The sequence below is a fragment of the Streptococcus porcinus genome, assembly GCF_900475415.1.
Lineage (GTDB): Bacteria > Bacillota > Bacilli > Lactobacillales > Streptococcaceae > Streptococcus > Streptococcus porcinus.
This window is the reverse complement of sequence record NZ_LS483388.1, coordinates 1,593,806-1,614,108: the sequence shown is the minus strand read 5'-3', so window position 1 is coordinate 1,614,108 and position 20,303 is coordinate 1,593,806. Positions and strand designations below refer to the sequence as shown.

The window sequence follows — 20,303 nt, the reverse complement described above, 5'->3', positions numbered from 1 at the left end:
AGAAGATAATAAAAAAATGGAGGATGTTATGTCAAGAATTTCTGATTCATTTACAGAGGAAGTTTATAAAAACTATCTCAATAATCCTAAATATAGAGCAATTGAAAACGCCATCACTAACAATGGACTTTTAAAATCACTTAAGACTCGACAAAGTGAAGTTGACAATGATTTTGTTTTTTCAATTGACTTAACTAAAGATCTTGTTTCAAACCAAAAAGCTTCTGGCCGTTGCTGGATGTTTGCTGCTTTAAACACTTTTCGTCACCAATTAATAAGTAATTTTAAGTTAGAAAATTTTGAGTTATCACAAGCTCATACCTTTTTCTGGGATAAGTACGAAAAAGCAAACTGGTTTATGGAACAAGTGATTGCAACAGCAGACCAAGAATTATCTAGTCGAAAGGTTAAGTTCCTTTTAGATGTTCCTCAACAAGATGGTGGACAGTGGGACATGGTTGTTGCTCTTTTTGAAAAATATGGTGTGGTACCAAAGACTGTTTATCCGGAATCTGTTTCGTCTAGCAATAGTAAGGAGTTGAATGATATTCTCAATAAATTATTGCGTCAGGATGCCCAGATTTTGCGTGAATGCATCAATTCGGGATTGGATGCTCAGGCAATTCAAACTAAGAAAGAAGTATTGTTGCAGGAGATATTTAATTTTCTGGCTATGAACTTAGGGTTACCCCCAAAAACTTTCGATTTTGCCTATCGTGACAAAGAAAATGGATATCATTCTGAGAAAGATATCACACCTTTGGAATTTTATCAAAAATATATCGGCTTAAATTTGTCTGATTATGTTTCTGTTATTAATGCTCCTACAGCTGATAAACCTTTTGGCAAATCATATACAGTAGAGATGCTTGGAAATGTAGTTGGTAGTCGAGAGGTTCGTTATCTTAATGTGGACATAAATCGTTTGAAAGAATTGGCTATCAAACAAATGCAGGCGGGTGAAACTGTCTGGTTTGGTTCAGATGTTGGCCAGATGTCTGACCGTAAAAAAGGTATTTTAGCTACAAATACCTATGATTTCGAAGCTAGTATGGATGTCACATTGAGTCAAAACAAGGCAGGGCGTTTGGATTACAGTGAAAGTCTTATGACTCATGCTATGGTCTTGACTGGTGTTGACTTAGATGCTAAGGGTACACCTCTTAAATGGAAGGTAGAGAATTCTTGGGGTGAAGATGTAGGGGATAAGGGCTATTTTGTAGCTTCTGATGCTTGGATGGATCAATACACCTATCAAATTGTGGTTAGAAAAAGTCTACTAAGCGAAGAGGAATTGAAAGCCTATCAAGCAGAGCCAGAAATATTAGCTCCTTGGGACCCAATGGGAGCTCTTGCCAATTAAGAAAGGGTTATGGTCTTAAGAATTACTTAGAAGGAAGATAGACTTAAATGTATTTATCAGTCTTAATAAATTCATATGGCTTAAAATTCTTTTAGAGAATCTAAAGAGCAATAGTATATGTTACTATTGCTTTTTTAATTACCCATGTTACTTCTGAAGTTTTATTGGTAAGTAGTAGTACTTTCAAAGACATAGCTCTAAAACTATAAGTACCCAAAAAGCATGATAACTGATAGTCTTTTTCTTCTTTTTTTCATAAGAGGCCTCTTTCTATTTTTTAGCTCTATGAACAGATTAAAAAACATGATTAAGAATTACAAACATTTGCAATAATAGCTTTTACTTTAAAAAATAGTAATTTGTTTGCTTTTTTGGTATCAAATAAAGAATCTAAAAAAGACCAACTTCATAATGGAAGCTGATCTGTGGTTTGAAATGGTTAACTCTTTTAATAATAATTAATTATTTGGAGAATGATTATTACCGTTTCCATTGCGATTGCCATTACCGTTTCCTGTTTCAGTAGAAGCAGAGGTAGAAGAAGAGTTAGAGCTTTCATCATTTGTTGTTGAACTTTTATTATCGCTAGCTTGGCTTGAGCTATTGCTAGTGTCACTTGTACTACTACTTGATGAACTAGAACCACTATAAATATTATTATAAACAGAACTAGTGGTATTCCCGCTGGTATAAGTTCCACCAGAAAGATAAAGCATACCACCACTGCGATATAAACCACTTGGCATGACCCAGTCTTCACTGTAACCATCTGTTAGATAGGACATCATACTACGGTAAACACGAGAGGCTATTGATAGAGCATCGCCATAGATTGGTGTTAAACGACTACGATAACCTGTCCAAACTGCCATAGCGTATTTGTTGGTAAAGCCGACAAAGTTTTCGTCAGGTGCCATTGTTCCTACATATTCAGGATAGAGTCCGGATTCAGCAGAAATTTTTGCTAATTCTTCGTCGGTGTAATTAGAGGTTCCTGTTTTTCCGGCTTGAATAACTCCAGGAATTTGAGCATCAGTACCTGTACCGTAGGTCAAGACGGTTTTCAACATGTCGGTCATCATGTAAGCGGTGGTTTCCTTCATAGCCCGCTTACCTTTATTTTCGATAACCTTTGATGTGCCATCATTAAACACGATTTTATTAACATATTGTGGTTTATAATATTCACCACCATTAGCAAAAGCAGCATAGGCAGCGGCCATTTTTTCACTACTTGCTCCGTAGCGACTATCAGAACTGCTGTTATTACTTGAAATAGCATTTGAATAATTCATTTCTGGATAGTCAATACCAAGATTAGTCAGGAAATTTTTGGCATAGGTTAGACCAGCTGCTTCTAGAGCTCTGACAGCAGGAACATTTCGAGATTGCATAATAGCAGTTTGAATCGTCATCCAACCATTATATCTACGATCCCAGTCGTAAAGCTGGGTATTTGTACCAGGCCAATAATAGACTGAGTCGTTGGTTGATTGAGCAGTTGAATTGTAAGCTCCACTCTCAATAGCAGGAGCATACGCTGAGATGGGCTTCATGGTTGATCCCCAGTCACGATCAGTTAGGACAGCTTGGTTTGTACCAAATGAAACATTTTCATTTTGATTACGGCCTCCTAGTTGTGCTACAACATGACCGTTAGTTACATCAACAATAGTTGATGCGACTTGAAATTTATCGTCAGGATAATTAACATAATCAGGTGAGTTGTAGATATCATAAAGTCGTTTTTGAGCATCTGGCAGGAGATTAGTATAAACTTTTAGTCCAGAGGTAAAGATATCTTTTTTGGTTTCTGATTTAACTTGGCTAATGACTTCTTTAAGGTAGTTATCCATATATTTAGGGTAACTTGAAGTTTTCTTCAATGGTTTCAAGCCATCTGTAACAGGTGTAGCAACAGCTTTGTCATATTCAGCTTTAGATAGATTCTTCTCAGAAAGCATTTGTTGGAGTACAATGTTACGACGATGGGTTGCTGCATCGGGGTTGAGATATGGGTCATATTGTGTAGGAGCTTGTGGAATTCCAGCTAGGAGGGCCAATTGCGCAAAAGATAAGTCTTTTAAATCTTTTTCGTAATAGGCTTTGGCAGCAGTTAGCATGCCATAGTTTCCGTTACCCATATAGACCTTATTAATATAAAAAGTTAAGATTTCTTGCTTGGTGTATTTGCGTTCCATCTGTAAGGCCAGCCATACTTCTTGAGCCTTACGTTTTAGGGTCTGATCTTTCTCATCTGTTGAGAAGTAGGCTAGTTTAATTAATTGTTGATCTAGTGTTGATCCTCCTTGTGTGCTAGCACTTGTTAGATTATGGAAGGCTGCGCCAATAATACGGTACAAGTCAACACCACGGTGATTAAAGAATCGTTTGTCCTCAATTGACGTAATAGCATTTACTAAGTTAAGAGGAATGCTATCTGCGGTCACATTTTCCCTTTTTTCAGAACCTAGATCGGCGATGAGCTTATTATGACCATCATAAACAAGACTAGAGTTGGTTGATTTTAGGGCTGTTTCAGAAAGTTTTGGAGCAGTTGAAATGTAAAAAGCAAAAAGTAGCCCGCCAATGACGATTATAAAAATTATAAGACTAAGAATAGCTGCAAGAGCATACTTTAGAATTTTTTGAATTTGTGGATTTTTGATACTAATCACCGCCTAAAAAATTTTGTTCTATAATATCTAAATAAGGTACTTGTGGAAAAGCTCCTATTATTATCTCATAACCATTTTTTCTGATATAATCAAGTGGCATTGATTTACTACCTTTATCAATTTGATAAAAATCAATCAATGACCTCGCTGGTAGATAATAGGTCTCTTTCAAAGTACTAAAGTGTAAAAGGACAAAACAAATACCCTTTTGTTCTAAAACGGAAGCCATGTGCTCAATCTGATGCGAATGAAAGTTTTTCATAGGCATAGCAGTTTTTTGACGTGTTTCTTTAGCTTCGAAATCAAGGTAGTAACCTTTATAAACCCCACAGTAATCTGTTGTTGAGGCTTGACGAAAATAAGCTTCAACAATTTTAGCTCGACTTCTTTGAGGATAGTCGACTTTTACGATTTGAATAGGTGTCGGTTTTTTATGGATGACTGCAATATGGCGCGAAAGATAGAAGTCATTGGTAGCATTAATAGCAGCCTCAAATGACATTCCACGATTAGCGAAGTCAACCTTTGATTTATTCGTTTTTAATCGGACAGGGTCTCTTCGTTTTCCTTTAAGTTGATGAGGATAATTAACCATTGTTCTCCTAAGGTGTTCACTTAATGAAAAATTTAAGCATTTTTATTATAACATATTTTTTGAAAGGAAAACACAATATGACTGCGATTCTCGTAACTGGTTACAAGAGTTTTGAACTAGGAATATTCAGGGATAAAGATGAGCGAATTGGAATTATTAAAAAAGCCCTAAAAAAAGACCTTATTCGCCTTATTGAAGATGGGGCAGACTGGTTTATTCTGACAGGAAGTCTAGGCTTTGAAGTATGGGCCTTAGAAGTTTTAAAGGTTATGAAGAAAAGCTACCCAATAAAAATAGCTACCTTGTTTGATTTTGAAACACATGGTTCTCATTGGAACGAACAAAATCAAGAGAAGCTCAAGCTTTTTAAAGAGGTCGATTTTATCAAATATTGCTTTCCAGACTATCAATCCCCAGTACAATTCAAGCAATACAATCAATTTCTGATAGATAATACTGATGGAGCTTATCTTTTTTATGATAGTGAAAATGAAACAAATCTTAAGTATTTTGTAACACAATTAGAAAAAAACTCACATTATAGTTTGCGTTTTTTAACATTTGATCGTTTAAATGAAATAATAGAAGAAGAGTAGGGACAACTTAATATTGCCCCTATTTTTAATGCTTGCTTTTTATCTTTTTTTTCTGTATCATAAATTATGATATTGGAAAAGAGATATCAATATAGAACTACCGGTCGGAGATAAGAGAATGACAAGTATTATTTATAGTCCAAAGGATATTTTTGAACAAGAATTCAAAACTAGTATGCGTGGTTTTGACAAAAAAGAAGTTGATGAATTTTTAGATAATGTGATTAAGGATTACGAGACTTATATAGCTGAAATTGAAAAGTTAAAATCTGAAATAGAGCGACTAAAAAAAGAAAGTGCTCATAGAGGGACCGCATTCGCAGAGGAGCGTCATGCAATGGGCCAACCAACGCGTGTAACCCAAACAGCAACTAATTTTGATATTTTAAAGAGGATTAGTCGCTTAGAAAAAGAAGTTTTTGGTAAACAAATTAGTGAATAAATAATAGATGTGCAATTTTTGGATAATCGCGTAGCTTTTTAGGTTATGAGGAAAGTCCATGCTAGCACTGGCTGTGATGCCAGTAGTGTTTGTGCTAGGCGAAAAAATAAGCCTAGGAATGTCTTTGACATTACGGCGGAAAAAAAGGCTAAGTCGAATGATATGCCTGAGTATTTCTGAAAGTGCCACAGTGACGCAGTTTCTATGGAAACGTAGAAAATGGAACGCGGTAAACCCCTCAAGCTAGCAACCCAAACTTTGGTCGGGGCATGGGATAGACGGGAAACGAACCTTCTATCCTGACTGTTTACAGTAGACAGATGATTATCGAAAGAAGTAATACCTAGTTATTTCTGGAACAAAACATGGCTTATAGAAAATTGCATAATAGGTTAAGCTAGCACTTGCTAGCTTTTATTTAATTAAAGAGAAAGATTGATATGAAAGAACATTTTAAGTTAGTGGCAACAGTGGCAGCTGGTTTTGAGTCTGTTGTAGGAAAGGAAGTCAAGTCCTTAGGATTTGATTGTCAAATTGATAATGGCAAGGTTTATTTTGAAGGAGATATAGAAGCAATTGCAAAAACCAATCTTTGGTTGCGAGCGGCTGATCGAATCAAAATTATTGTGGGACAATTTTCTGCAAGAACATTTGAAGAATTATTTCAAGGAGTTAACGCTCTTGATTGGGAAAATTATTTACCACTAGGGGCAAAGTTTCCAATTGCAAAAGCAAAATGTGTCAAGTCGAAATTGCATAACGAGCCGAGTGTTCAAGCGATTACTAAAAAAGCTATAGTTAAGAAGTTACAAAAGTACTATCACCGTCCGGAGGGAGTACCACTTCAAGAAATTGGATCTGAGTTCAAAATAGAAGTATCCATTCTAAAGGACATAGCAACTATAATGATCGATACCAGTGGGACTAGCCTTTTCAAACGAGGCTACCGTGTAGGTAAAGGCGGAGCACCAATTAAAGAAAATATGGCTGCGGCGATATTACAGCTCAGCAACTGGTATCCTGATAAGCCGTTGGTTGATCCAACTTGCGGGTCTGGAACTTTTTGTATTGAAGCAGCTTTGATTGGCATGAACATTGCCCCAGGCTTTAACCGTTCCTTTGCCTTTGAAGAGTGGAATTGGGTAAATCAAGCTATTGTGGAAGAAGTACGTAATCAAGCAGAAGCTGCTGCTAACTATGATGCTAAATTAGATATTTCTGGTTTTGATATTGATGGTCGCATGATTGAAATTGCTAAAAAGAATGCGGAAGAAGCTGGTTTAGCTGATGTTATAATTTTTAAACAAATGCGATTACAAGATTTTAGAACAGATAAAATTAATGGAGTTATTATTTCTAACCCTCCTTATGGTGAACGGTTGCTTGATGACAAAGCTGTAGACATTTTGTATAATGAAATGGGTCAAACCTTCCAACCTCTGAAAACTTGGAGTAAATTTATTTTGACAAGTGATGAGGGTTTTGAAAAGAAATATGGCCATCAAGCAGATAAAAAAAGAAAACTTTATAACGGCACCATGAAAGTTGAACTTTATCAATTTTTTGGTGAACGTGTGAAAAGAAGTCAAATCGTGAGGTAAGAAAATTGGCAGACGAAAAGTATACTAAGGATATTGAAAAAGATGGTCAAACCTTAGATATTGACCAAGCAAAAAATATGACTGTCGGTGAAGCAGTGCGTAAAGATTCTGAAATAAAAGCTGGTGTCACTGACGAAGACAGTGTTTTAGACAAATACATAAAACAACATCGCGAAGAAGTTGCATCTCAAAAATTTGATACAAAACTATCAGAATTGGATGATTTAGATACTGAAACCTTAGATAACTTCATTAAAAAGCAAAGAGAAGAATTAGCACAATCAGGTTTAATCGACCTCGATGAGCCTAATGAAAATTCCCAAAAAGAAGTTCCCCAAAAGGAAATTGTAGTTCCAGAAAAAGAGGATAACAGTAGCCCTTTTGAACCAACTCCTCTGATTGTCCCTAGTTCAACTGAAAATATTGTTGCATCAAGCGAACGAGATGTTCCTGAATATTTCAACGATGAAACCAGCCGACAAAATGCTTCTAAAAAGAAACTGATAGGAATTCTGTTAGCTCTGCTTCTTGTAGTTGCGGGCTTAGTATTAGGTCTCAATATATTTAAAGGACAAAAATCATCCCAAACTTCAGGACATTCGACCAGTCAGCAATCTAGTACTAAAGAAACAGTTGCTCAAAAAGTCAAATCCGATAACAAGGCCTTTAACAATGAGCTGAAAGCTTTCTATATGGATGCCGAAATGACCAAGCTTAAAAATAGTCAATTTTCAAAAATTGATGACTTAGCTAAGAAGTTAGAAAAACTAAAAGATACTGCTTATTATGAAGAGGCAAAAGGTAAATTTGATCTACTGAAAAAACAAATTGATGCTATCCAAGCGGTCAATGCCAAGTTTTCAACAGAAGCTATTAAAGATGGCGCAAAAGTTTCTGCCACCATTAAAACAGCTGCTAATTTTGATGACATCAAAGGCGATATTTTAAAAACAGGTAATGCCTCTTTAGATAAATTATTACAGTCAGCAATCGCTGACGGTCGTAAGCAAGTTGAGGATAAGGCCGCAGCTGAAAAAGAAAAAGCAGCTAAAGAAGCTGAAGCGAAAGCCTCCGTGGGTAATAACTCAGGACAAGCAGCTGGAACTGAAAATAGTGTCCCAGCAGGTGCTAATGCAGTCGGAGGCTCTGCACCGAATCTGTCAGCACAAGGGCCAGCGGTTACCTATCCTAGTGCCTCTCTAGCTAATATTCCTGGACTTCAGAGGGATCGTTCGCGTGTTCCTTATAATAATGCAGCGATAGCTGATAGTAATAATCCTTCTTGGGCTTTTAATCCAGGTGTGTTAGAAAAAATAATTGCTACTTCTCAAGCGCGTGGTTATTTTTCTGGTAATAATTACTATATAGAACCAGTCAACATCATTAATGGCAACGGCTACTATAACATGTTCAAATCGGATGGAACATACCTGTTTTCCATTAATTGTAAGACAGGTTATTTTGTTGGTAATGCTAGTGGCCATGCGGATGCTTTAGATTATTAACAAGCTTTTACCCTCGGCAGAAAAACTTATATTATGAACTGCACTTCAAAAATTAGACAAAAATCTAATGATTGGGGTGCTTTTTGTGTGATATTAAATTATAAAGCCAAACTTGAAATTTGTTGTTTAAAACAGACTGATATTAGTTAGTCCCAAATAGAGAATCAGTTCGAAGAATTAAAAGATAATTTGATATATACTTTAGGACGAAGGAATCATTATGACATAGAGTTATGATACTATGAAAACTTAAAAAAACAATTGGTTGGCATATGGTAAGTTTCTAAGGAAGGAGTTCAGTGTTGATGGGGTAAATAGGGCATTGATAATGATGTCCATTTTTTAGTGGTTACTTAACTCAAAACTTAAAAATAGTCTGAAAATTGGTTCAAATAGTCCGGTAGCAGGTGCTAATTTTTCTGATTATCATATGTACTAGAGTGACTATCCTAACGACTATTTTGACGCAGCTAGTCATAAGATTTTATCCGTCAAGCAATTTGAAAAGGAATACCAGATGATTGCTGAGAATAATGGCTAGGGCAATAAACTTAGCAACCGCTATGCCACGAAAAAACTAGAAGTTTCTATGTAGAGAAACTTCTAGTTTTTGTACTGTTAAACAAGGTGACGCTCAAATGCATCGTCAGAAATTCCTTGAGCTAAAATTAACTTTGCCCATTCTTTAGCAGCGAATAAACTGTGGTCTTTGTAATTACCACAAGATTCAATTGTGGTACCAGGGACATCCTCCCAAGTAATCCCTTGAGCAATTTCTTCTAAAGATGATTTAATCACTAAAGCAATATCGTTGGCGGTTGGTTGTCCCCACATAATCAAGTGAAAACCTGTACGACAGCCAAATGGTGAACAATCAATCATACCATCTATCCGTTGGCGAATTAGTTTAGCTAGTAAGTGTTCAATGGTATGAAGTCCAGCTGTTTCAATTGAATTATGATTTGGTTGTACGAGACGAATGTCAAAATTGGTAATAATATCTCCTTTAGGTCCATATTCTTCAGAAATTAAACGAACGTAAGGGGCTTTTACAATAGTGTGATCTAGTTCAAAACTCTCGACAATAACTTCTTTTACCATAAAAATCTCCTCTGTATTTTTATTACTATAATACCACAAAATCTTTTATCTTTATAAAGTTTTCAGACTTATTTAAATTGTATAAAAGTACTTTTTATGATAAAATTAATTATGGCTTTCTATAAATGAAATCTAATAAAAATTGAGGTATAAAGATGATTAATATTGTTTTATTAATTGTTTGTGCCCTCATTGGTTTGATAATAGGTTACGCATTAATTTCATTGAAATTAAAAGCAGCGAAAGAAAATGCGGATTTGACTCTTTTAAATGCTGAGCAAGATGCTGTAAATATTAGAGGTAAGGCTGAAGCCGAGGCCGATCATATTCGAAAATCAGCAGAGCGTGAAAGCAAGGCTAATCGTAAAGAATTACTTTTAGAAGCAAAAGAAGAGGCAAGAAAATATCGTGAAGAAATTGAACAAGAATTTAAATCTGAAAGACAAGAGTTAAAACAGCTAGAAACACGACTTACGGAGCGTGCCTTTTCTCTTGACCGAAAAGATGATAATTTATCAAGTAAAGAAAAGGTTCTTGATAGTAAAGAACAAAGTCTGACCGATAAATCTAAACATATTGATGAGCGCCAAGCAGAAGTTGAAAAATTAGAAGAAGAAAAAAAAGCTGAATTACAACGTGTTGGAGCTATGACAATTGCAGAAGCACGTGAAGTTATCTTGATGGAGACAGAGAATAATTTGTCTCATGAAATTGCAACTCGGATTCGTGAAGCAGAGCGTGAAATTAAAGATAAAACAGATAAGACAGCAAAAGATTTATTAGCCCAAGCCATGCAACGTATGGCAGGCGAGTACGTAACAGAACAAACAATTACAAGCGTTCATTTACCTGATGACAATATGAAGGGACGTATCATTGGTCGTGAGGGGCGGAATATTCGAACGCTTGAAAGTTTAACTGGTATTGATGTCATTATTGATGATACTCCAGAAGTTGTTGTCCTTTCTGGTTTTGATCCAATCCGTCGAGAAATTGCTAGGATGACCCTGGAATCATTGATTTCTGATGGCCGTATTCATCCAGCTCGCATTGAAGAGCTAGTTGAAAAAAATCGACTTGAAATGGATAATCGTATTCGTGAGTACGGTGAAGCAGCAGCTTATGAAATTGGGGCTCCAAACCTTCACCCAGATTTAATTAAAATTATGGGACGCTTACAATTTAGAACCTCTTATGGGCAAAATGTTTTACGTCATTCGGTAGAGGTTGGTAAACTAGCTGGTATTTTGGCTGGTGAACTTGGTGAAAATGTTGCATTGGCGCGTAGAGCAGGATTCTTACACGATATGGGTAAAGCCATTGACCGTGAGGTGGAAGGCAGCCATGTTGAGATTGGAATGGAATTTGCTCGGAAATACAAAGAGCATCCAGTTGTTGTCAACACTATTGCCAGTCACCATGGTGATGTTGAGCCGGAATCTGTCATTGCAGTCATTGTTGCCGCCGCAGATGCACTGAGTTCAGCGCGTCCAGGAGCTCGTAACGAGTCAATGGAAAATTACATTAAACGCCTGCGAGATTTAGAAGAAATTGCTACTAGCTTTGAAGGTGTTCAAAATAGTTTTGCCTTACAAGCTGGTCGTGAAATTCGTATAATGGTTCAACCGGAAAAAGTTTCAGACGATGAAGTGGTAATTTTATCTCATAAAGTTCGTGAGAAGATTGAAAATAACTTAGACTACCCAGGAAATATTAAGGTTACAGTTATTCGTGAAATGCGAGCTATTGATTATGCTAAATAGTAAAAAGAGGATCTTCCTCTTTTTTGCTTTTTATAAGGATATATAATGATAATTGCCTTGAAAAAAGAAGGCTATTTTGTTAAACTATTAAAAAGCAATATTTAAGGAGAATAGAATGTCTGAACGTGGTTTGTTGATCGTCTTTTCAGGACCATCTGGAGTAGGTAAGGGGACGGTTAGACAGGAGATTTTCTCGACACCGGATCATAAGTTTGAATATTCGGTTTCAATGACAACTCGTCCACAAAGACCAGGTGAAGTTGATGGCGTTGATTATTTCTTCCGTACACGTGAAGAATTTGAAGAACTTATAAAAAATGGTCAAATGCTAGAATATGCTGAGTATGTTGGTAATTACTATGGAACTCCTTTAACTTATGTTAATGAAACATTGGACAAAGGAATTGATGTTTTCCTTGAAATTGAAGTTCAAGGAGCTTTACAAGTAAAATCAAAAGTGCCAGATGGTGTTTTTATTTTCTTGACGCCACCTGATTTAGCTGAATTACAAGATCGTTTGGTCGGCCGAGGAACAGATAGTCAAGAAGTTATTGCGCAAAGAATTGAGAAAGCAAAGGAAGAAATCTCATTAATGCGTGAGTATGATTATGCTGTTGTTAATGATTATGTTCCACTCGCAGCCGAACGTGTGAAACGAATTATTGAAACTGAACATTTTCGTGTAGAGCGAGTCATTGGCCGATACGATAAAATGATAGCTGAAACAAAAGTTATCCGTTAAGATATAGAAAAGAGATTATAAACATGATGTTAAAACCTTCGATTGATACTTTACTAGACAAAGTACCTTCAAAATATTCCCTTGTTATTTTGCAAGCTAAAAGAGCACATGAATTAGAAGCAGGTGCAAAAGCTACTCAATCTTTTAAATCAGTCAAATCAACTTTACAGGCATTAGAAGAAATTGAATCTGGAAATGTTGTTATTCATCCAGATCCATCTGCGAAACGAGCAGCCGTAAGAGCTAAAATTGAGGCTGATCGTCTTGCTAGAGAAGAAGAAGAACGTAAAATTAAAGAACAAATTGCAAAAGAAAAAGAAGAAGAAGGTGAAAGAATCTAAGGTTAAAAATCTTAGATTTTTTCATATTTTATATAGTATTAGGATAACGGAAAGGCGCTAGAATGCAAAAATTGGCTCAAATTATTGTTGATATCCCTTTAATGCAAACGGATAAGCCATTTACGTATAGAATTCCAGAGGAATTACAAGGGTTAGTAGCTCTTGGATCAAGGGTTCATGTTCCCTTCGGCCGAGGGAGTCGATTGGTGCAAGGGTTTGTTGTTGGATTTACAAAAGAAGAAAAAACGGATTTAAAAAGCATCGTTTCCTTACTAGATGCTGAGCCAGTCTTGAACTCAGAACAGCTGGCTTTAGCTGACGCTATGCGCGAGACAGTCTTTTCATACAAGATTAGTCTCTTAAAGGCCATGATTCCTAATCTCTTAAATTCCCATTATGATAAGGAACTAGTTCCGACAGAGAAGATTTCAGAAAAAGAAAAAGCTTTTATTTTTGCTGGAAAGACTAAGGTGCTGGCTTCGCAACTTAGTCAGGAACAGGAAAAAATGAGTTTATCTCTGATAAAATTAGGAAAAATAAAACTGACCTACTTAGCTCAGGACCGTAAGAAAATCAAGAAGGAAAAGTGGTATCAGACTGACTTAGAAGCTTTGCAAAGACATGTTATTTCTAACAGAGCTAAAAAGCGTCAAGCTCTACAAAATTTTTTAATAGAGCATCCAGAAAATGGTAGGCTTAAAACTTTGCAAAACTCCTTTTCTCGGGATATTGTCACCTATTTTGTCGAGCATCAATTGCTAAAAGTCTATGAGGTCCAAATCAATCGAAGTGATGCTTATTTTGAAGCAGTGGAGAGTAGCCAATTTCTAATGCTTAATAGTCAACAAGCACACGCAGTGACAGAAATGGCTGCAGCTATTGGCCAGGATAATAAACCTTTTTTATTAGAAGGGATAACTGGCTCTGGAAAGACAGAAGTTTACTTGCATCTGATTGAGTACGTTTTAAAATTGGGAAAGACGGCAATTGTCTTGGTTCCAGAAATTTCATTAACTCCTCAAATGACAAGCCGATTTATTTCACGTTTCGGTAAGTTAGTAGCTATAATGCATTCGGGTTTATCTGATGGTGAAAAGTTTGATGAGTGGCAAAAAATTAAAAATGGACAGGCTAAAGTAGTTGTAGGAGCAAGGTCTGCTATTTTTGCTCCACTAGAAAATATCGGTGCTATTATTATTGATGAAGAACATGAATCTTCTTATAAGCAGGAATCTAATCCGCGCTATCATGCTCGTGATGTTGCTTTGTTACGTGCACAAACCCATCACGCTGTATTAGTGTTGGGTTCTGCTACACCTAGTATTGAGAGCCGAGCTCGTGCGACCAAGGGTGTCTATCACTTCATAGAGTTAACTCAAAGGGCGAATCCCCATGCACAAATCCCTCAAGTGGAAATTGTTGATTTTCGAGATTATATTGGCAAACAAGATGTGAGTAATTTTACTCCCTACTTGATTGATAAAATTAAAGATCGTTTGTCTAAAAAAGAACAAGTTGTCCTCATGTTAAATCGTCGTGGTTATTCTAGTTTTATCATGTGTCGTGACTGTGGTTATGTAGATACTTGTCCAAACTGTGATATTTCTCTGACCTTACACATGGATACTAAGTCTATGAACTGCCATTATTGTGGTTTTCAAAAAGCAATTCCTAAAACCTGCCCAAACTGTCAGAGTTCAAGTATTCGTTACTACGGAACGGGAACACAAAAAGCCTACGATGAGTTATTACAAGTCTTACCAGAAGCACGAATACTAAGAATGGATGTTGATACTACTCGTAAAAAAGGAAGTCACGAAAAACTCCTTTCAGCTTTTGGTCGGCAAGAAGCGGATATCTTATTGGGAACTCAAATGATTGCTAAGGGACTTGATTTTCCAAATGTGACCCTTGTTGGTGTGCTAAACGCAGATACTTCTCTTAATTTACCCGATTTTCGCTCTTCAGAAAGAACATTTCAATTGTTGACACAAGTATCTGGTCGTGCTGGTCGTGCTGAAAAGACAGGTGAAGTTCTCATCCAAACTTATAACCCTAATCACTATGCTATTCAATTAGCTAAATCACAAGATTATGAAGCCTTTTATGCCTATGAGATGAAAATGAGACAAAAAATGGCCTACCCGCCTTATTATTTTACAGTTGGTCTTATTATGTCTCATCAAGATGAACAAGAAGTGATTAAGAAAGCTTATCAAGTTATGACGATGTTAAGAGAAGGGTTGACTTCTAATGTGAAAATTTTAGGGCCGACACCTAAGCCTATTGCGAGGACGCACAATCTCTTTCACTATCAGATCATCCTCAAATATCGCTTTGAAGAAAAATTAGAAGACACTTTAAACCATATTTTAGATTGGACACAACACAAAGAACAACGTGAATTAAAAGTCGTTATTGATCATGAACCGCAAAACTTTATGTAGACCAGTATTGAGAAGTGTCTTATCAATTATGATATAATGATGGGAAAGACAAAGTGAGGAAAAGAATGACAAAAATAATATTTATGGGGACTCCCCAATTTTCAGCAACTGTATTGGAGGGTATTATTTCAGAAGGTTCTTATGAGATATTGGCTGTTGTAACTCAACCTGACCGTGCGGTAGGACGTAAAAAAGAAATCAGAATGACACCTGTTAAAGAACTTGCTTTAAAATATGACTTACCGCTTATTCAGCCTGAAAAATTATCTGGTTCACAAGAGTTAGAAGAAATGATAGCTTTGTGTGCAGATGGGATTATTACTGCGGCATTTGGACAATTCTTACCTAGTAAGCTTTTAAATGCAGTTGATTTTGCTCTGAATGTTCATGCATCTCTCTTACCCAAATACCGTGGAGGTGCGCCGATTCACTATGCTATTATGAATGGTGAAAAAGAAGCAGGTGTAACCATTATGGAGATGGTTAAAGAAATGGATGCAGGAGATATGGTTGCAAAAGCAAGTACTCCAATTTTAGATACTGATAACGTTGGAACACTTTTTGAAAAACTAGCTATTGTTGGTCGGGACCTCCTTTTGAAAACTTTGCCACAATATCTTTCAGGGGCCCTAAAACCTATTCCGCAGGATCACAGTCAAGCAACATTCTCACCAAATATTACTGCTGAGCAGGAAAAAATTGATCTTAGCCAACCAGCTCGGCAAATTTTCAATCAAGTACGTGGTATGAATCCGTGGCCTGTGGCACATACCTTTCTCAAGGGTCAGCGTTTTAAAATTTATGATGTATCACTTGTAGAAGGCCAAGGACATCCAGGTCAAATTATTGAAAAAACCAAGAAAAACTTGGTTATTGCTACTGGAGATGGAGCTCTTTCCTTGCACATAGTGCAACCAGCAGGTAAACCTAAAATGGCAATTGCCGACTTTTTAAATGGTGTTGGTAGGGACTTAAAAGTGGGTGATTACTTTGGCTAATAATTGGAAAACAAAAGCGCGTGGAAAAGCTCTGTTAGCAATTGAAGATATTTTTGATAATGGTGCTTATTCAAACATAGCACTCAACAATCAGCTTTCTAATCAATCTATTCAAGGTAAGGATAAAGGTTTAATTACAGAAATTGTGTATGGTACTATTGCCAAAAAAATCACGCTTGAATGGTACTTATCTCATTATGTAGAAGATCGAGAAAAATTAGATAAGTGGGTATACTATTTACTCATGCTTAGTCTTTATCAAATACTTTATTTAGAAAAAGTACCCAGTCATGCTATTGTCAATGACGCTGTAGATATTGCTAAGAATAGAGGCAACAAACGAGGGGCAGAAAAATATATTAACGCTATTTTACGACAGATATCCACAGGGACTCTTCCTTCATTAGATAGTATTAAACGTAAAAACAAGCGCTATTCAATCACATATTCTGTACCGACATGGTTAGTGAAAAAGTTATTTGAGCAATTTGGTGACGATCGGGCAATTGCTATTATGGAAAGCCTCTCGCTTCATAGCAAAGCGAGTATTCGTGTGATTAATCCACAAGACTTTGATGAAATTAGAAATAACCTAGGAGCTCAGCCGTCCCCATTAGCGCCAACAGCTTTAACTAAAGCAACTGGTCATTTTGCTAGTAATGCTTACTTTCAAGAAGGAGCGATTACTATTCAAGACGAAACCAGTCAATTAGTAGCACCAACTTTAGCAATAAAAGGTGATGAGAATATTCTTGATGCTTGCAGTGCGCCTGGTGGAAAAACTTGTCACATGGCCTCTTATTTGACAACTGGTAAAATTACAGCCTTAGATATTCATGAGCACAAGCTTCTCTTGGTAAGAGAAAATGCGGAGCGTTTGGGAGTCTTGGACAAAATTGAAACGAGAGCACTAGATGCTTGTAGGGTTCACGAAGTATTTGCAAGAGATTCTTTCGATAAGATTTTAGTGGACGCTCCTTGTTCAGGCATTGGCTTAATCAGGCGTAAACCGGATATAAAGTATAATAAAGATAGTCAAGATCTGACAGCTTTACAGACTCTGCAATTGGAGATACTGTCTAGCGTTTGTCAAACGATACGAAAAGGTGGTATAATAACCTATAGCACTTGCACTATTTTTGATGAGGAAAATTTTCAAGTTATTGAAAAATTTCTTGAAAGTCATTCTAATTTTGAACAAGTAAAACTTAAGCATACGCAAGCTGATATTGTGAAAGATGGGTGTATTCTTGTCACTCCTGAGCAGTATCAAACGGACGGTTTCTTTATCAGCCAGGTCCGTAGAATCTTGTAGTATTTAGGAGGAGACTGACTTAGTCAGAAGAGACGTATATGAAGATTTCATTAATAACAGATATTGGGCAAAAACGCTCAAATAATCAAGATTTCATCAATAAATTTGATAATAAAAAGGGTATTACCCTAGTTGTTTTAGCTGATGGTATGGGTGGTCATAGAGCTGGAAATATTGCAAGTGAAATGACTGTAACAGATCTTGGAAAAGAGTGGGTTCAAACTGAGTTGACGGAACTAAGTCAGATTAGGGATTGGTTGTTAACAACTATTGAATTCGAAAACAAACGCATCTATGACATGGGACAAACTGAAGATTACAAAGGTATGGGAACGACTGTAGAAGCAGTTGCTCTTGTAGATAATACTGCTATCTTTGCCCATGTTGGAGATTCGCGGATTGGTTTAGTGACTAATGGGGAATATCACTTATTAACTAGTGATCATTCATTAGTTAATGAATTGGTTAAAGCTGGTCAAATTACCGAAGAAGAAGCAACTGGTCATCCTCAGAAAAACATTATTACCCAATCTATTGGTCAAGCTTCACCAGTTGAGACTGATTTGGGAGTTAAAGTGTTAGAGAAGGATGACTATCTCGTTATCAATTCAGATGGCCTAACGAATATGGTTAGCAATGCTGAGATTGTGGAGATAATTTCTAAAGATATTAGTCTTGAAGCAAAAAACCAAGAACTTGTCGCCTTAGCAAACCTGCGTGGAGGTTTAGATAATATCACAATCGCTTTGGTTCACAACGAAAGTGAGGATGAGAAATGATACAGATTGGCAAATTATTTGCTGGTCGATATCGCATATTAAAATCTATTGGCCGTGGAGGCATGGCAGATGTTTATTTAGCTAATGACTTGATCTTAGATAATGAAGATGTGGCAATAAAGGTATTGCGGACGAATTATCAGACAGATCAAGTTGCTGTTGCACGTTTCCAAAGGGAAGCAAGAGCAATGGCTGAGCTGAATCATCCTAATATCGTAGCTATTAGAGATATAGGCGAAGAAGACGGGCAGCAATTTTTAGTAATGGAATATGTTGATGGCGCAGATCTTAAGAAGTTCATTCAAGATAACGCACCTCTGACTAATAATCAAGTGGTTCGGATTATGGAAGAAGTCTTATCGGCAATGACTTTAGCCCATCAAAAAGGTATTGTTCATAGAGATTTAAAACCACAGAACATTCTTTTAACTAAAGAAGGAGTTGTCAAAGTCACAGACTTTGGTATCGCTGTTGCTTTTGCGGAAACCAGCTTAACACAGACTAATTCCATGTTAGGGAGTGTTCATTATTTATCGCCTGAGCAGGCACGTGGTTCAAAAGCAACTATTCAAAGTGACATCTATGCAATGGGAATTATGCTCTATGAAATGTTGACTGGTCATATTCCCTATGATGGGGATAGTGCGGTAACGATTGCTTTGCAACATTTCCAAAAACCGCTTCCTTCAATTGTAGATGAGAATCCTAGTGTCCCCCAAGCTTTAGAAAACGTTGTTATTAAAGCAACAGCTAAAAAGTTAAGTGACCGTTATGCAACGACTTTTGAAATGAGCAGAGATTTAATGACAGCCTTGAGCTATAATCGTAGTCGTGAAAAGAAGTTGATTTTTGATGACGGTGAGAACACAAAACCTTTGCCAAAAGTGACTCCTACGCTTAATACCAGTCCTAAATCAAGTCCTAAGGTAACAACCACTCCCACTAAAGCAGCACAGACTTCAGAACAGCTTAAAAAGCCTAAAAAAGAGAAAAAGAGAGGACGTTTCTTAGGAACTCTTTTCAAAATTTTATTTGCTTTATTTGTGGTTGGTGTAGCCATCTTTACGTTCTTAATTTTAACAAAACCTACTAATGTTAAAGTTCCTAACTTAAGTGGTAGAGATTTACAGACTGCAAAAGCAGATTTACAAGCGCTAGGTTTTAAAGTTGGGAATGTTGAACAAGTACCAAGTGATGAAGTTGCACAAGGAAATGTCATTGAAACTAATCCGATCGCAGGAACAACAAAACGTGAGGGTTCTAAGGTAGACATTATAGTCTCTAAAGGAAGTAGTGGCTTTAAAGTTAAGGATTATGTAGGTGACGATTATCAAAAGGCTATGGAAGACTTAATGACTACTTACGGTTTAAAACGTAAACAAATAAAGATTAAACGTGTTATAAAAGATGATTATAGCAAGCAAGATATTGTTTTAAACCAATCACCAAATAAGGGCTACTTTAATCCCAACGGAAAAACGAAGTTTACCTTATCGGTTGCAACCACAGAAATAATTGGGATGCCACAACTCATTGGAATGACCTATAAGAATGCTAAACTCTTACTTGAAGAGAAGGGAATTGATTTAAATCGTGTTAAGGTTTATCAGATGAATCCTGATGGTACTATGACACCGGTTAATCCAAGCTCTGATACACTAATTGCTTATCAAAATCCTCTACTTGGCGGGCAGATTTCGCTGACTGACACAGGAGAAATCAGTCTTTATATTAATAGTGATAGCCAACATACTCCACAATCAAGTAGTTCAAGTTCATCAAGTACAGAAGCTAGTTCTGAGTCTAGTACTAGTTCAGGTTCTTCCACCACCAATTCATCCTCTGAGTCGAGCTCTGGATCCAGCTCAACCAGCACCTCAACCAGTACTAGCACATCTACAACCAGTTCGGATCCAAGTCAATAGATAGAAAAAAGCACCAGATATTATATTGTCGGGTGCTTTTTGTTTAAGTATACGACAAAAAGTGAAATTCTTCTGTTTTTTTGATAAAATGTCAAAGAAGTGAAAGGAGTTC

16 protein-coding genes and 1 other RNA gene are annotated in these 20,303 nt (G+C 36.6%); 14 read left to right on the top strand and 3 right to left on the bottom strand.

Annotated features, from left to right (window positions below):
• The first annotated feature begins 28 nt into the window (after positions 1 to 28).
• Positions 29 to 1,363, top strand: a complete 1,335-nt coding sequence (gene pepC, locus DQM45_RS08040) for an aminopeptidase C (RefSeq protein WP_039984634.1) — start codon at positions 29 to 31, stop codon at positions 1,361 to 1,363.
• Positions 1,364 to 1,821: 458 nt separating this feature from the next.
• Here pepC and pbp1a read toward each other — a convergent pair whose 3' ends face one another.
• Positions 1,822 to 4,041, bottom strand: a complete 2,220-nt coding sequence (gene pbp1a, locus DQM45_RS08035) for a penicillin-binding protein PBP1A (RefSeq protein ID WP_003084561.1) — start codon at positions 4,039 to 4,041, stop codon at positions 1,822 to 1,824.
• Positions 4,034 to 4,636 (bottom strand): Holliday junction resolvase RecU, encoded by a 603-nt coding sequence (gene recU / locus DQM45_RS08030; RefSeq protein WP_003085019.1) that lies wholly within the window; start codon positions 4,634 to 4,636, stop codon positions 4,034 to 4,036. Before recU ends, pbp1a begins: the two co-directional genes overlap by 8 nt.
• A gap of 77 nt (positions 4,637 to 4,713) precedes the next feature.
• Between recU and DQM45_RS08025 the strand changes: the two genes are divergently transcribed.
• The 5 genes from DQM45_RS08025 (at position 4,714) to DQM45_RS08005 (ending at position 8,780) form a co-directional block, all read left to right on the top strand.
• The gene (locus DQM45_RS08025; protein WP_003082993.1) at positions 4,714 to 5,232 is read left to right on the top strand and encodes a DUF1273 domain-containing protein; all 519 of its coding nucleotides are present in this window, start codon (positions 4,714 to 4,716) and stop codon (positions 5,230 to 5,232) included.
• Positions 5,233 to 5,350: 118 nt separating this feature from the next.
• Positions 5,351 to 5,674: a cell division regulator GpsB gene (gene gpsB / locus DQM45_RS08020; RefSeq protein ID WP_003083662.1), complete on the top strand. Its 324-nt coding sequence runs from the start codon at positions 5,351 to 5,353 to the stop codon at positions 5,672 to 5,674.
• A gap of 14 nt (positions 5,675 to 5,688) precedes the next feature.
• Positions 5,689 to 6,052, top strand: an RNA gene (rnpB, locus tag DQM45_RS08015) — RNase P RNA component class B.
• Between the two features lie 62 nt (positions 6,053 to 6,114).
• A complete protein-coding gene (locus tag DQM45_RS08010; RefSeq protein WP_003083533.1) occupies positions 6,115 to 7,275 on the top strand; it encodes a THUMP domain-containing class I SAM-dependent RNA methyltransferase in 1,161 nt (386 codons plus the stop codon).
• A 5-nt stretch (positions 7,276 to 7,280) separates the two neighbouring features.
• Complete coding sequence (locus DQM45_RS08005; protein ID WP_003083310.1) at positions 7,281 to 8,780, top strand: cell division site-positioning protein MapZ family protein; 1,500 nt, start codon at positions 7,281 to 7,283, stop codon at positions 8,778 to 8,780.
• 618 nt (positions 8,781 to 9,398) lie between these two features.
• Here DQM45_RS08005 and DQM45_RS08000 read toward each other — a convergent pair.
• Positions 9,399 to 9,881 carry an S-ribosylhomocysteine lyase gene (locus tag DQM45_RS08000; protein ID WP_003085120.1) on the bottom strand — a complete coding sequence of 161 codons (483 nt, stop codon included), beginning with the start codon at positions 9,879 to 9,881 and terminating at the stop codon, positions 9,399 to 9,401.
• Between the two features lie 155 nt (positions 9,882 to 10,036).
• Here DQM45_RS08000 and DQM45_RS07995 point away from each other — a divergent pair, with 155 nt between their 5' ends.
• From DQM45_RS07995 to pknB, 8 genes are all read left to right on the top strand, one after another.
• Positions 10,037 to 11,644, top strand: coding sequence for a ribonuclease Y (locus tag DQM45_RS07995; protein ID WP_003085955.1), 1,608 nt, complete (start codon positions 10,037 to 10,039; stop codon positions 11,642 to 11,644).
• Positions 11,645 to 11,759: 115 nt separating this feature from the next.
• The gene (gene gmk / locus DQM45_RS07990) at positions 11,760 to 12,386 is read left to right on the top strand and encodes a guanylate kinase (protein WP_003083873.1); all 627 of its coding nucleotides are present in this window, start codon (positions 11,760 to 11,762) and stop codon (positions 12,384 to 12,386) included.
• Positions 12,387 to 12,409: 23 nt separating this feature from the next.
• Positions 12,410 to 12,727, top strand: a complete 318-nt coding sequence (gene rpoZ, locus DQM45_RS07985; protein ID WP_003085678.1) for a DNA-directed RNA polymerase subunit omega — start codon at positions 12,410 to 12,412, stop codon at positions 12,725 to 12,727.
• A 62-nt stretch (positions 12,728 to 12,789) separates the two neighbouring features.
• Positions 12,790 to 15,174, top strand: coding sequence for a primosomal protein N' (locus DQM45_RS07980; protein ID WP_003083504.1), 2,385 nt, complete (start codon positions 12,790 to 12,792; stop codon positions 15,172 to 15,174).
• A 65-nt stretch (positions 15,175 to 15,239) separates the two neighbouring features.
• Positions 15,240 to 16,172, top strand: a complete 933-nt coding sequence (gene fmt / locus DQM45_RS07975) for a methionyl-tRNA formyltransferase (RefSeq protein ID WP_003085053.1) — start codon at positions 15,240 to 15,242, stop codon at positions 16,170 to 16,172.
• Complete coding sequence (gene rsmB, locus DQM45_RS07970; protein WP_003082585.1) at positions 16,165 to 17,487, top strand: 16S rRNA (cytosine(967)-C(5))-methyltransferase RsmB; 1,323 nt, start codon at positions 16,165 to 16,167, stop codon at positions 17,485 to 17,487. Before fmt ends, rsmB begins: the two co-directional genes overlap by 8 nt.
• Before the next feature lie 38 nt (positions 17,488 to 17,525).
• The gene (locus DQM45_RS07965) at positions 17,526 to 18,266 is read left to right on the top strand and encodes a Stp1/IreP family PP2C-type Ser/Thr phosphatase (protein ID WP_003083611.1); all 741 of its coding nucleotides are present in this window, start codon (positions 17,526 to 17,528) and stop codon (positions 18,264 to 18,266) included.
• Positions 18,263 to 20,191 carry a Stk1 family PASTA domain-containing Ser/Thr kinase gene (pknB, locus tag DQM45_RS07960; RefSeq protein ID WP_003085655.1) on the top strand — a complete coding sequence of 643 codons (1,929 nt, stop codon included), beginning with the start codon at positions 18,263 to 18,265 and terminating at the stop codon, positions 20,189 to 20,191. Before DQM45_RS07965 ends, pknB begins: the two co-directional genes overlap by 4 nt.
• Positions 20,192 to 20,303: the final 112 nt, after the last annotated feature.